Origin of the sequence: Amycolatopsis sp. NPDC023774, assembly GCF_040639695.1 — a bacterium.
GTDB lineage: Bacteria > Actinomycetota > Actinomycetes > Mycobacteriales > Pseudonocardiaceae > Amycolatopsis.
The window spans coordinates 18,181-31,609 of sequence record NZ_JBFAAJ010000050.1; the positions used below are offsets into that span (position 1 = coordinate 18,181).

Annotated in this window: 7 protein-coding genes and 2 pseudogenes; 3 read left to right on the forward strand and 6 right to left on the reverse strand. The window is 70.0% G+C overall.

Features of this window, described 5'->3' with window-relative positions; genetic code table 11:
- Positions 1 to 111 precede the first annotated feature (111 nt).
- The 4 genes from AB0F91_RS44125 to AB0F91_RS44140 form a co-directional block, all read right to left on the reverse strand.
- Complete coding sequence (locus AB0F91_RS44125; protein WP_360607974.1) at positions 112 to 2,841, reverse strand: AAA family ATPase; 2,730 nt, start codon at positions 2,839 to 2,841, stop codon at positions 112 to 114.
- Between the two features lie 15 nt (positions 2,842 to 2,856).
- Entirely contained in the window at positions 2,857 to 3,495 is a 639-nt protein-coding gene (locus AB0F91_RS44130; protein WP_360607976.1) for an HD domain-containing protein, read from the reverse strand.
- An 89-nt stretch (positions 3,496 to 3,584) separates the two neighbouring features.
- Positions 3,585 to 6,356: an AAA family ATPase gene (locus AB0F91_RS44135; RefSeq protein ID WP_360607978.1), complete on the reverse strand. Its 2,772-nt coding sequence runs from the start codon at positions 6,354 to 6,356 to the stop codon at positions 3,585 to 3,587.
- 451 nt (positions 6,357 to 6,807) lie between these two features.
- Complete coding sequence (locus tag AB0F91_RS44140; protein WP_360607980.1) at positions 6,808 to 6,996, reverse strand: hypothetical protein; 189 nt, start codon at positions 6,994 to 6,996, stop codon at positions 6,808 to 6,810.
- 1,567 nt (positions 6,997 to 8,563) lie between these two features.
- On the opposite strand from AB0F91_RS44140, the gene AB0F91_RS44145 reads away from it, so the two are divergent.
- Positions 8,564 to 8,959: a nitroreductase/quinone reductase family protein gene (locus AB0F91_RS44145; protein WP_360607982.1), complete on the forward strand. Its 396-nt coding sequence runs from the start codon at positions 8,564 to 8,566 to the stop codon at positions 8,957 to 8,959.
- A 433-nt stretch (positions 8,960 to 9,392) separates the two neighbouring features.
- On the opposite strand, the pseudogene AB0F91_RS44150 reads toward AB0F91_RS44145, so the two are convergent.
- Positions 9,393 to 9,512, reverse strand: a pseudogene (locus tag AB0F91_RS44150) (IS701 family transposase); the annotation flags it as partial.
- Positions 9,513 to 10,028: 516 nt separating this feature from the next.
- Between AB0F91_RS44150 and AB0F91_RS44155 the strand changes: the two are divergent.
- Together AB0F91_RS44155 and AB0F91_RS44160 are read left to right on the forward strand one after the other, a co-directional pair.
- Positions 10,029 to 11,272: pseudogene (locus tag AB0F91_RS44155) on the forward strand (IS110 family transposase).
- A 328-nt stretch (positions 11,273 to 11,600) separates the two neighbouring features.
- Positions 11,601 to 12,773, forward strand: a complete 1,173-nt coding sequence (locus AB0F91_RS44160) for a cytochrome P450 (protein ID WP_360607984.1) — start codon at positions 11,601 to 11,603, stop codon at positions 12,771 to 12,773.
- A 1-nt stretch (position 12,774) separates the two neighbouring features.
- Here the strand turns inward: AB0F91_RS44160 and AB0F91_RS44165 are convergent, their stop codons facing one another.
- A complete protein-coding gene (locus tag AB0F91_RS44165; RefSeq protein WP_360607986.1) occupies positions 12,775 to 12,900 on the reverse strand; it encodes a hypothetical protein in 126 nt (41 codons plus the stop codon).
- Between the last annotated feature and the right edge of the window lie 529 nt (positions 12,901 to 13,429).

Here is a 13,429-nt window from a genome sequence, read left to right on the forward strand (position 1 = left end):
GAAGTGCACCCGGTGCGACACTTGGAACTTCCTGATCGCCGCGTGGGGCTGGACGAGCGAGCACGTGGTCCCGATATCGAAGGCCTTGCGGCCGGGGCGATGAGCACGGGTTCAGTCGCGGGCGAGCGCGTTCCGCAGCCGGCGCCGGGAGCTGACGCCGAGCTTGGCGAAGATCTTACTCAGGTGCCACGCCACCGTGCGCGGGCTGATCACCAGCTGCTCGGCGATTTCGCGATTGGTGTGCCCCTCGGCGGCGAGCCGCGCAATGTGCCTTTCGTGCGCCGTGAGCGACCCGGGCACACCCGCAGGCTCACCCGTCGCGAGCAATTCGCGACGCGCGCGATCGGTGAAACCGTCGGCGCGAATCCGGGTGAACAGCTCCAGTGCCGCGCTCAGCTGCGCACGCGCGTCGGTGCGGTGGTTCGCCCGGCGCAGCCATTCGCCGTGGATCAGCCTGGTGCGCGCGAGCCACAGCCTTTCGCCGCTGTGCTCGAGGTGTGCGATGGCCTCCCGGTACAACGCGCCCGCGGCCGGTCCGGTGCTCAGCAGGGCACGGGACCGGGCGGTGAGACCGAGCGCCAACGTGGTGCCGCTCGCGCCGGTCCGTTCAACGAGCCGGTCGAACGCGTCTGCGGCGATCTCGTGCTCACCGCAGCGTGCCGCGGCCTCGACCACTTCGGCCAGCGCGGCGCCGTGGGTGCCGAGATCGTCCTCGAACTCCGCCGCTAGCCGGGCGGCGGCCAACGCGGCTGGGTACTGCCCGAGGCTGTTGTGCAACAGGGCCGCCGAGTAGCGGACGACCCGCAGCGCCTGGGCCTCCCCGGACGCCGTCGCGCGCCCGGCGCCTTCGCGAACCAGCTCGAGTGCCAGCGCCTCGTCACCGCGATAGGCCGCGAGGAACGGTTCGATGTACCGCCGGGGCGGGGCGCCCGTCGCACTCGTGATGGCATCGGCCTCCTCGAGAGCGGCCGCCGCCTCGTCGATCCGGCCCCTCGCCGCCTCGACGCGTGCGTGGTAGGACAGCGCGCGGGGCAGCAAGGCCAGCATGCCCTCCGCACGCAGCACCTCAACCTGGCGCCCGGCCAGGCACTCGTTGCTCTCGGCGTCGAAGAGATCCCGCGCGATGTGCGCGCACAGCCAGAACAGGCGGAGGTCGCCAGTCCCGCCCGCGTCCTCCTTGCGGAACTCGCGCACGGCGTCGCGCAGCAACGGGACGGCCGTCCGGTAGCCCTCAGTGAACCGAGCCACCAAGGCGTCCAGCACCAGATCCAGTGCTCGCGGAGTCTGTGGCGCGGGTGGCGCAGCTTTCGCGGCACGGGCCGTCAAACGCGCCGGACTGTCCTCGCCGGCGCATGGGTGCCCAGTGAAGATCGCGCACATCAACGCTTCGAGGTAGGTCTCTCGTGCCAGGGCCGGATCGAGGTACGCAAGGTGCCCCGCGGCCGCCAGCAGCAACGGCAGTGCCCCCGCGCCTCGCTCGTCCAGCGCGATCTTCGCGCACATCCGCTCGACCCGCGCTCGCTGCAGCTCGTCCATCGGTGCGGCGCGGGCGAGAATCATCAGCTTCGCGGCGTCAGCGGGCGCGCTCGCGTCCAGCTTCGCCTGTGCCGCGGCGAGTATCCGGTCGACCCTGCTCCCCGGCTCCGGCGTCAGTTCCACCGCGCAGGACAGGAAGGCCGCGGCCGCGCCGACACCTCCGCGAGCGCGGGCGAGCTCGGCGGCACACGCCAATTCGGCCGCCAGCGCTTCGTCCGGCGCGCCGGCCGCGTGCGCGAGGTGCCACACGCGCTGCTCGTCGTCGCCGTGGCGGCCGAAGGCGGTGGCCAGCGCGTGGTGCGCCTGTCTGCGTTCGGACAGTGGCGCGCAGCCGTACGCCGCCGAGCGGATGAGCGGATGCCGGAACCGCACTCGCTCCCCGATGGTGACCAAGTCCGGTACCGCGTCGGGATCGAACCCGACGCCGAGGCAGTCGGCGGCCTGCCGCAGCAGCGCCCCGTCGCCGGTGGAATCGGCTGCCGCGACCAGGAGCAATGTCCGCGCCGACGGCGGAAGCTGCCGGATGCGGCACACGAAGCTGCGCTCGATCCGGTCGACCACAGGGCGCACCTCGGCCGGCCCGAACCCGCCCGCCAGTTCGGCCGGCGAATGCCCGCGGTGGTACGTCAGCAACAGCGAAGGATTTCCCCGGGCCTCGGCGACGATGCGGTCCCGCACCCGCTCGTCGAGCCGCCCCGGCAGCACGACCGCGAGCAGCGCTCTGACGTCCTCATCACCGAGCCCGTCCAGGCGCAGTTCCGGAAGGCCCGCCAGCTCGCCCGAAGCGGCCGGTTCGCACACCGTGAAGACGAGGGCGACCGGGGTGGCCGGACACTGCCGCGCGACGAACGCCAGTGCCTGCAGGGACGCGCGATCCACCCAGTGCGCGTCGTCGACGACGCAGACCAGTGGCTGGTCTGCGGCGGATTCGCGCAGCAACGTCCCGATGGCCCTCGCGACCAGGAGGTGATCCGGTGCCGTGCCGCCCGCGATGCCGAACGCGACCTGCAGCGCTGCTTGTTGCTGACCCGGCAGGGCCGCGATCCGGTCCAGCAGCCCGGCGCACAGCTGGTGCAGCCCGGCGTAGGCGAACTCTGTCTCGGACTCGGCGCCGCGGAACTCGGCCACCCGCACGGCGCCGGCGGTGGCTAGCGCGGCGGTCACCAGCGCGGTTTTGCCGATCCCAGCCTCACCACGGATGACGAGCGCGCCGCCGCGGCCTTCCCGGGCGCCGGCCAGTAAACCGGCCAGCACCCGCAGGTCGCGCTCCCGGCCGCGCAGCCGGGGCGCGAGCTGCCCTCTCATCTCGTGCACTACCGGTCACTCGGGCCAGTCGTTGTTCTTGATGATGGAGACGAAGTCCTCCCGCACAAGGCCCGGCTCGAAATAGGCGAGCACGTCGTCGTTCATGGTTCCGAACGTTGTGCCCTGCCGGTCCTTCATCCGGTTGTGGAACGCCTTGAGGATCCGATTCTTGAAGTCGGGCCGGGGATGCGCTGCCAGTACCTGCTGGATCTCGTCGGGCGTGAGCTGCTCGAGGTGGAAACCGAGCGCGTCGGTCTCCACGCCGACTGTGACCAGCGCGGTTTCCGGGGCGAGGCGGTCGGGCACCCCGGGTGTGGTGTGAAGCGCGATCCCCAGCCAGACCTTGCGCGCGTCCGCGGCGGGGTACCCGTGGGAGAGCAGGAAATCGTGTGCGACGTCCGCGCCGTCGAGCTCGAAGCGCTGGCCTGCGGTGCGGTACCGCTCGGGCAGGCCGAGGTCGTGAAACATCGCATTGACGTAGAACAGCTCGGGGTCGGCGACGAGGCCGCGGCGACGGCCCTTCAGTGTCCCCCAGAGGTATACCCTGCGCGAATGGTCGAACAGCAGGTCGTCGGCCGCGGCGCGGTCCAGATCCGTGGCTACGCGCACCAGCGCAGTGTCCGGAATTTCGGCGCCCGCGATGGTCTCGGTCACGGCACACCCCTCAGGGGATGATCGGGTCACTGACCTACTCCAGGGCACACCATGGCCAGGTTTTCCGGAACCGTGGACTCTCCGGGTCCTCACCCCGGGTGCCAGCCTTCGCGTCGAGCGGCCAACGCAGCTCGAAGCCCCCGCCTCGACGTGATCATGAGCTTGCCGAAGATCTTGCCGAGGTGCCATTCGACCGTGCGCGGACTCAGGAACAGCTGCGCGGCGATCTCCTGGTTGGTCTGGCCCTCGGCCGCCAGCTGCGCGATGTAGATTTCCTGCTCGGTCAGCGTGTCCGCGAGTGCCACGGCCGGGGCGCGCACGGCCACTCCCGCGGTGACCAGCTCCCGGCGGGCCCGCTCGGCGAAGCCGTCGGCCCCGACGCGCCGGAAGGTCTGGTGGGCCTGCTTCAGCTGCGCGACGGCCTCGTCGCGGCGGTCTTCGCTGCGCAGCCATTCCCCGTAGATCAGTTGAGCCCTGGCCTGCAGCACGTCGACTGTGCTGCGCCCGAGGTGGTCGATGGCGCTGCGGTACAGCGCGTCGGCCTGCGCCCCCTCGGCGAGCAGGGCACGCGAGCGCGCCGCGACTCCGAGGGCCATTTCAGTTCCGGCCGCGTCGGCGCGCTCGACCAGCTCCAGCATGGCCTCGGTGGCGATCCTGGTCTCCCCGCAGCGGGCGGCGGCCTCCACCCGTTCCAGAAGTCCGTAGCCGTACATGCCGATGTCGTCGTGCTCGACCGCCCAATCCGTGGCGGCCAGCGCCTCCCGATACCGGCCGAAACTGTTGTGGAGCACGGCCGCCGCGTACTGGACGATGGGGATCACCCGGCCCTCGCCCCGGATGGTGGCGCTGTGCAGGCTCGTCCGCACGAGTTTGAGCGCCCGCTCGTCGTTGCCCTGGTACGCGGCGAGAACCGGCTCGATGTACAGCGGTGGCGGGGTGCCGGTGGCCTGGCTGATCGCGTCGGACTCCTGGAGCAACGCTGCGGCCTCGTCGAACCGGCCGGCATGCACGCACACGCCGGCTCGGTAGGCGAGCGCGACCGGCAGCAGCGTCAGCACACCTTGCTCGCGCAGGATCTGCACCTGGCGGGCGGCAAGGTCGTCCCAGGACTGCTGGTCCCACAGGTCGAGCGCGATCCGGCCGACAAGCCCGTACCAGCGCAGGCCGGCGGTCCCAGCGTCGCAGTCCCGCCGGAACTGCTGGACGGCTTGCATGAGCGAAGACGCGGCGGCCGGGTAGCCCTTGGTGAACCGCAGCACGACGCCGTCGAGCAGCAGGTCCACGGCCCGCGGTGGGGTGGGCGGCGGCGGCGCCGACTGCGCGGCGCGCGCCGTCCCGGCCGGGGCGCTGTCCTCCGCCCACACGAGCCGGCCAGCGAACACCGACGCCATCAGTGCTTCGAGGTAGGTCTCGCGGGCGAGCGGCGGATCGAGATAGCGCAGGTGATTCGCGGCTGCAAGCAGCAGTGCGGGCGCATCGCGGCCGCGGTGCACGGCGAACGCGATTCGGGAGCGCACCAGGTCGGTCCGGGCCCGCCGCAGCGGTTCCGGCGGTGCGGCCTGCGCCACGGCGACCAACTCCAGCGCCGAGTCCGGAGCGCCCGCATCCAGCTTGGCCTCAGCCGCGGCCAAGGCCCGGCGCCCCCGCTCCACGGGGTCCGGCGTGAGCTCGGTCGCGTCGGCCAGGAAGGCTGAAGCCGCAGCAACCCCGCCCCGACCTCGTGCGCGGGCGGCCGCATGTTCCAGGTCCGCGGCAATCGATTCATCGGGGCCTGTCGCCGACTGGCCGCGGTGCCAGGCACGATGCTCGTCGTCGACCTGCGGATGGATCGAGTCGGCGAGTGCCGCGTGCACGCGCCGGCGGTCGGACAGGCTCGCCGTGCGGTAGACCGCGGAGCGCACCAGGGGGTGGCGAAACCGCACTCGCCTGCCGATGCTGACCAGGTCCGCGATCTCCGCCGGCGAGGCCGCGTCCACCCCGACGCCGAGGCGTTCGGCGGCCCGCCACAGCAACGCCGCCTCGCCGACCGGGTCGGCGGCCGCTACGAGCAGCAGCAGCCGCGTTTCCGGCGGCAGTTCGGCGAGCTGGCCGACGAAGCTGCGTTCGATGCGGCCCGCCAGCGGCCGGGTGTCGCCGACCAGCCCGTAGCCACCGGCGAGAACGGCCGGCGTCGCCCCTCGCGGCAGTTCCAGCAGCGCCAGCGGGTTGCCGTGCGCTTCGGCGAGGATGCGCTCGCGCACCCGCTCGTCCATCGGGCCGGGCATCGCCGTCACAAGCAGGGTCCGCGAATCACGGTCGTCCAGCCCGGTCAAGACCAGCTCGGGCAGCCGCTCCAGGCCCGTCAGCTCCGGTTTTTCTTCGCCGTCGCGGACGGAGAAGATCATCGCGACGGGGTCCTCTCGCAGCCGGCGCGCCACAATCGACAACGTCTGCACGGACGCGCTGTCGAGCCACTGGGCGTCGTCGACCACGCACACCAGCGGCTGCTTCGCGGCAGCCTCCGCCAACAGGGTCAGCACGGCGAGCCCCACGAGGAACCGGTCCGGCGGTGTGCCGTCCGCCAGGCCGAGCGCGGTGGTCAGCGCCTTCCGTTGCGGACCCGGCAGCCGGACGAGCTCATCGAGGTGCGGCGCGCACACCTGGTGCACGCCGGCGAAGGCCAGCTCCACCTCGGACTCCGCGCCCGAGATGTGAACCACCTGCAGATCCGCGGCCTGTGCGACCGCGTAGCCCAGCAGCGCAGTCTTGCCGACGCCCGCCTCACCGCGCACGACGAGCACGGAACTGCGACCTTTCCGCACCTCGGCGAGCAGCTCGTCCAGCACCCCGAGCTCACGACGCCGACCGAGCAGCGCAGGCATCCACCCTGAGTCGAGCATCACACTTGCCCTTTAAGGGCAAAGCGCACGTCGCACGAAACACCGAGGACAGGGAGCTGCAGACAGACCCGGTCTCCGACCGCACTCATACCAAAACTTCCAGTTTTCCCGTGAACGTTACTACTCGCCCGTTTTCAGATGTCAGATATAGCAGAGTATTCCGCGGCTGCCAACCCAAGCCAAAAGAGCTCAGTTTCGTGTTCATGTCGTCTTTGTCCGAACCGAGCAGATGTGCCGATGCTTGCCAATGACCATCAGGGAGATGCGTGGCACAATCCTTGTGGAAAATGGCACGGATTTCTCTGGCTGTTGCCGAAAGGTGGCTTAGCGCCCGGGCCGGGCGGCTGGGGTCGAGCGCCTGTCAGGTCTAGCTGCATGAGGGCGTGACGTCGGTGACGGCGGTGTGGAGTCGGTCGGCTACCTCGCGGCCGGCTCACTCTGTGCCCGGTTCGGAAGGTGCGCGGCGGCTGCGGTCCTCCAGCAGCGCCAGCATCCCCATCGCGCCCCGGCTGCGGGAATCCACCAGCGCCTCCCGCGGGGCCGCATCGTCCCAGTCGATCTGCGGTTTGGCGGCGTCTGCATAGTCCGAGCTGATCCTCGACCACACTGCCGCACAGCTCATCGGTAAGGGCAAGCCGAAACCGACAATCTGATCGACCGAGCCCGAACGCTTCCCGATCGTGTGCAGCGTTCTCGCGCGGGAGGAGCGTCAGCCCACGGACAATGCGGTGGTCGCTTCGCGTTTCCCGGAGCGTCTGCCCGGATCTCGGTTCACTGGGACGGCGTGCTGCCGCCCGCCTGCGTGCGCTGGCTCGCCGAACCGAGAGCTTCGCCGGTCAGATCTGACCACCGTGGACATTTGTCTCGAATGCGCGGGAACCATGCCCCAAGCGGACTGCCGCCGTATTCCACACTGGAACCGGCTTACTGGGGCGGATGAATGGCTGAGTACGTTGAGGCAGCGTTCGAGCGCGTCGAAGGCTGCCTGCTCGGCCGAAAGGCCGGTGCGTTTCCGTGTGGCGGTCGTGGTGGGGAGCGACAGCGCCAACGACCGGATGCTGCCGTGGGCAGAGACGACAGGCGTCGCGCGGCGGCCAGGGGCGCCAGACGCCGTTCGGGGACTGCGCCGGTTCCCCGGTGTGCGCAGGGCGGTTCGAGATGAACGGTGTCGTGCAGGAAGTCCGGGTCTGCGACGATCACGCGTGTCACCGCACCTCGATGGCCGAGCACTGCGCCCGCGGCGCGTGAGCACCATGTGGTCGTTGATCCTCCAGCGCTCGACGGAGATCCCGGGACAGTTCTACCAGGACGCGGCGTTCACGGTCGGGAAACGCTGGTGGGCAAGGAAGTGTGGTGGGCCGGTCGCGCGGCCAGCCCACCTGGCGCACGGACGCAGTTGAGGAGGGAATGGTCCGCGACGACAAACAGCTGGTTCACCCGGGGCGGCACTGACGCGCGGGAGCCGGCAGGCGCTGCTGGCCGTGCTCATCCGTACACGGCCAGGGCACACACGCACGTCCGGCCGGCCGGTGGATATCCACAGTGGACAAAGCACGGGGAATCTGACCGTTCGCTGGCTGGCGCGGTACAGCGACACGATGGGGGGTACCGACCGACGACGAGGCGAACGCGCACGGTCATCACAGCCGCGTCCCCACTGTTCAGCAGATATTTCGGAGGAAATCCTGGAGATGCCCGGGCGCCCCTGCGGCAGCGGCAGCAAGCTCTCGCAACCCCGCCTCGTCGGCGGCTACATCTACGACTCCACCGTCGCGATGCTCTCTTGGGGCGCCCAGCGCCGCCAGGGGCGCTCCGGGCCCAGTCGAGGGATTTCGACCTCATCCGCTCCGGACTGGAGCCGCCGAGTCGGGGCTGGCGCTCCAGTAGCGATGCTCCCTGGCTGGACCACGGCTCAGCTTCGTGACCATGCTCAAGACACCGACCGGTTCGAAGGACGGCCGGCGAGAATGGGCAAATGGCGTTACGGGCTCGAACTGCAATGGCACGAGTGCGTCGTAGCCGCCGCTGGCGCCCAACGGCGCCGACGACGAGGATCCGGCATGACAGATGAGCTGGATAATGGGAGAGGACCGAATATGTGGAGGGTCAAGACCGCTCACGCCTCCGGTCGATGGGACGGTCCTGGGGCGGCCGCCAGGCGCCGGCGCTTTGATCGGCTTCAGCGGTCGGTGATCAACCCGATCGACAAGCTTGCCTTCGCGCTGCGTATCCCGCCTCCGGGCGACGCCCTGCTGGAGACGATAGGGCGGCGCACTGCGCAACCGCGAATCACGCCGGTGTGCGACGGTACCGATGGCGACACCTTCTGGATCATTGCCCAGCACGGACGCAGCGCCGACTACATTCTCAACATCGAGGCCAATCCGCGTGTCCGGGTCAAGGGCAGCTTGACGCGCACCGGTTGGCGCAGCGGCACCGCGCACATCCTGGACAACGACGATCCTTCGGAACGGGTGCGGATCCTGAGCCGCAGCAATCGCTGGCTCAGCCTGTGCCTCCAGGCCTCGGGATCGGTCGCGACAAACCCGCTGAGCGTACGCGTCGATCTCGATCCCCGACCTTGAGTCCTCGCCGCACACCAAGCACTTCTTCCGCGTCTGCCGCAGTCGCAGCAAGGCCACCGTTGGTGCCGACCACGTTCGACTCCGATGACATCTCCCGGTACTGCTCGCGGCAGACCCGTGCGGTCGTTGCGGCTGCCCGCCTGCGGGGCGCCCGTGGCGACCACCAGCCCGGCCTCGGCGTCGATCGCCACCTGCACGGTGGCCGAGTCCGGCCGGTGATCCGCGGTGCACAACCAAGCAGCGCTCATCGGCTCCGACTGAAGCCTGCCCGACCTGGCCCGGCAGCCTAGCGGTGGCGCGCGATCGGACCTGACCCGATGCGCAATGAGCCGTGCGTGCGCCGTTGTTGCCTGTCGGGCGCAAGCCTGGTCGCACGCCGACTGAAGCAAGCGGCAGCTCGTCGCTTGGCCACGAGGTCGCTTACACCAGAGCTCCCGGTGTCGTCCACGATCAACACCCCGCCCCGCTCGCCGGGATGCTCGATCACATAATCCCGCGCGTCATCGCGGGCACCGTCGATGTCCCAGTTCGCCCAGCGCAGCAACCGCTGCATCCGTCCGGTGACACCTCACCGGCCGGACGAGGTGACCGAGGTCGCCTTGTAGTCGACGGTGAGGTGCGGGCGCTTCGCGACCTCGTCGGTGACGTCGACGACGAACCCGATCAGCTTGCCCGACGGGTCGCCGTAGGCGAAGGCGGCTGGCTGGTCTGGGTGGCTGCGTGCAGCACACCCGGGTCCGCGAGGCCGTACGCGTCGTCGTCACCCGAAGACGGCAGCCGGCGAGCACGAGAGCGCTCGCGGCGAGCGCGACCGCGGTTCGTTTCGGAAACGGGAACATGGGGGAGTCCCACCTTCTTTGTTGGGTCTGAACTGGTCATTCGTAGGATCGGTGGGCCCTGGAGCTCAGGTATGGCTTTCATGGTCACGCCGCTGGTGAACGCTGAAAGGACTTGGCCGCCTGGGCTCCCGTGACGGCACGACCGCTGATGGGGATATGCGACGTGATCGCTGTGTAGGACAGCGCCGGCGTGGTCGTTTGTGGGTGACATGGTGAGCTGAGCGTTGGAGGTGGTCGTGCCCCAGATCTGGGCCGGCGTGGACATCGGCAAGGAACACCACCACTGCGTGGTGATCAACGACAACGGTGAGCGGTTGCTGTCGCGGCGAGTCCAGAACGACGAAACCGAGCTGCTGGCCCTGATGGGCGATGTTCTCGCCATCGACACCGACGCACTGTGGGCGATCGACCTCAACAGTGGCGGTGCCGCGCTGCTGATCGGACTGTTGGTCAAGCATGACCGGCCACTGGTCTACATCACCGGACTGAAAGTCCACCGCGCCGCCGGAACCTACCGGGGCGAAGGAAAAACCGACGCCAAGGACGCCTTCGTCATCGCCGATCAGGCCCGCATCCGCCGCGACCTCGGCCCGCTGCGGGCCGGGGACGAGATCGCCGTCGACCTGCGGACCCTGACCAACGGGCGCGCCGACCTGGTCTGCGACCGCACCCGGGCGATCAACCGGATCCGCCACCAGCTGCTCGAGTACTTCCCCGCCCTGGAACGCAGCCTCGACCTGTCTCGCAAAGGACACCTGCTGCTGCTGACCGGCTACCAGACCCCTGAGGCGATCCGCCGGCTGGGCGAGCAGCGCCTGGCCCACTGGCTGCGCCACCGCAAGGCCCGCAACGCCGACACCGTCGCCCACCTCGCGATCGAAGCCGCCTCCGCGCAGCAAACCACGCTGCCCGGAAAGAAACTCGCCGCGACGATGGTCGAACGGCTGGCCAAGGGGGTGATCGCCCTCAACACCGAAATCGCCGAGACCGACGCGATGATCGAGCAACGATTTCGCCAGCACCGCCACGCCGAGGTGATGCTCACCCTGCCCGGCTTCGGACCCACCCTCGCCGCGGAATTCCTCGCCGCCACCGGCGGCGAGATGACCGCGTTCGGCTCCGCAGACCGTCTCGCCGGCTACGCCGGGCTCGCACCCGTGCCCTGCGACTCCGGCCGCGTCCATGGCAACCTGCGCCGCCCACACCGCTACCACCGCGGCCTGCTGCGATCCTGCTACCTCGCCGCCATGGCCAGCCTGCCCGCTTGCCCCATCTCCAAGGCCTACTACCAGCGCAAACGAGCCGAGGGGAACGACACGAGCAAGCCCTGCTCTGCCTCGCCCGCCGCCGCCTCAACGTCATCTGGGCCATGCTCCGCGACCACTCCAGCTACCACGCCGCACCTGAAGCTGCAGCGCCACGGCTTCACCTACGCCGAGGAAGTCACCTCCTGCCCCGACGCCGGGCTGCTTGACCTCACCGGCGTCGGTCCGACGGTTCTGGCAGAGCTGCGCGCCGCGCTTCCCGGCGTTGAGTAGCAGCGGTACAGCCATTAGCGATTACCCCTAGACCCCCAGGCCCACGGCGGACACTTCATGCCCCAGCCGGGTGGTCTTCGAGTCTCCATACCGCCGATCCTAAGCGGCCGCGCCCGACCGGCGAGCCGGTCACTCGATCAGGGCGCAGTGCCCGGTGATCCGGGTCATACGCCCTCACGTTTGCCCCCTCTGGCGCCTGGCCGATCGGGAAATGGGCGCCCCGGCGACCCCACAATGATCAGGTTGGCCTTCAGAAGGGAAAACGTGACCACCGCTGAAAAAAGCTTTGCGCTGCCCGCCGGCGACGAACCGTTGCCGCAGACCTACGCGCGGCTGCGCGAAGCCGGGCCGGTGGTCCCGGTGCGGCTGCCCGGCGACGTGCCGGTGTGGGCCGTGACCACCCACGCGGCCGTGCAGGAAGTGCTTTCCGGTGACGATTCACGGTTCGGCAAGCACTCGTCGCACTGGCGCGCGCTGCGCGACGGCGAGGTGCCCGAGGGCTGGCCGTTCCTGCCGCTGGTCTACGGCGAGCACATGCTGATGCGCGACGGCGCCGAGCACCGGCGGCTGCGTGCCCTCGTGTCACGCGACTTCACGCCCGGCCGGGTCGAGGCGCTGCGGCCGCGGATCGAGGAGGTCGTGGAGCAGCTCGTGGCGGACATCGCGGCGCGGACCGGGACCGTGGACCTGATCGCCGCGTTCGCCGAGCAGCTGCCGATGGTCGTGATCTGCGAGCTGTTCGGCATTCCCGAGCCCGAGCGCCCGCGGCTGCGCACGTGGACGCAGGCGTTGTTCTCCCACCAAAGCACGCCCGAGGACAACCACCGCGCCGCCACCGAGCTGGTTGGCTACCTGGGCACCCTGATCCAGCGCAAACGCGAGCACCCCGAGGACGACCTCGCCTCGGCGATGGTCCGCGGCACCACCGAAGAACGGCTCGACGACCGGGAGCTCGTCGACAGCCTGTTCCTCATGCTCATCGCCGGCCACGAAACCACGGTGCACCTGCTCGGCCACGCAATCGTGCACCTGCTGGCCGACCCCGCCCAGCTCGACCTCGCGGTGCGCGGCCGACGGTGGCACGACGTGGTCGAGGAAACGCTGCGGCTCACCCCGCCGGTCTACGGCTCGCTCTTCCGCTACGCCCTGGCCGACACCACCGTCGCGGGAACCCCGATCGCCGCCGGTGACGCGCTGCTGCTGTGCCTCGGCGGCGCCGGCACGGACCCTCAGCGCCACGGCCCGGACGCGGCCCGGTTCGACCTCACCCGCACGCAGCGCGGCCATCTCGCCTTCGGCCACGGGCCGCACTTCTGCCTCGGTGCGCCGCTGGCCCGGCTGGAAGCGAACGTGGCTCTGCCGATCTTGTTCGACCGCCTCAGCGCCTGCGGTTGGCGGTGCCGGCGGAGCAGCTGCGGTACAGCCCGTCGTTCCTGACCTACGGCCCGCTGGCGGTGCCGGTGGTGTGGTGAGGCACCAGCGGCAACCCGCGGACCAGTACGCGCCAGGCGCCGTTGCTGTCGACGGGCGGGGGCAGCTGCCATTCGGTCCGCAGCGCGGCCAAGCCGTCAGCGTCGCATCATTCTGCAAGTGGGCGGTGCGCCATGAAGTCCTCGAGGCGAACCCGGTGGACCGGATCGACGCCGGCAAGGTCGCCAAGACCCTGCCCGCCCCGCCGCCGCGAACGACGTGCAGAAGGTGTTCGGTGTGATCTTCACCCGCCGGCCACGCAAGGACGTCGCCCTCGACCGACTGCGCGACCGGGTCTTGCCGGCTTGCTCATCGGTCAAGAACTCCAGCGGCACGGCGGAACCGTAGCGCCAGGCAGGTGACCAGCGGACCCTGAGGCTTAGCGCTAAGGCTGTACCGCTGCTACTCAACCCCGACCTCGTGCGCTACCGGCGGGCCACCGAACGGTTCGTGGGAGCACGGCACGACCTCCGCCACATGCCCACCGTCTTCGGCGACTTCCGGCTCCAGAACGCGCTCACCCGCGATCGTGTGCGGACTTTTCGCGGTGTGCCAGGAGCTGCCAGCAGGTGTCGGCCCGTGTATGTACGCACATCGTGAGCTGAGGCCGGGGACTCTCGGCC

Bases quoted from the DNA above. Each gene is read 5' to 3' on its own strand.
- AB0F91_RS44125 (WP_360607974.1), bottom strand. From the start codon at position 2,841: ATGAGAGGGCAGCTCGCGCCCCGGCTGCGCGGCCGGGAGCGCGACCTG.
- AB0F91_RS44135 (WP_360607978.1), bottom strand. From the start codon at position 6,356: ATGCCTGCGCTGCTCGGTCGGCGTCGTGAGCTCGGGGTGCTGGACGAG.
- AB0F91_RS44140 (WP_360607980.1), bottom strand. From the start codon at position 6,996: ATGAGCTGTGCGGCAGTGTGGTCGAGGATCAGCTCGGACTATGCAGAC.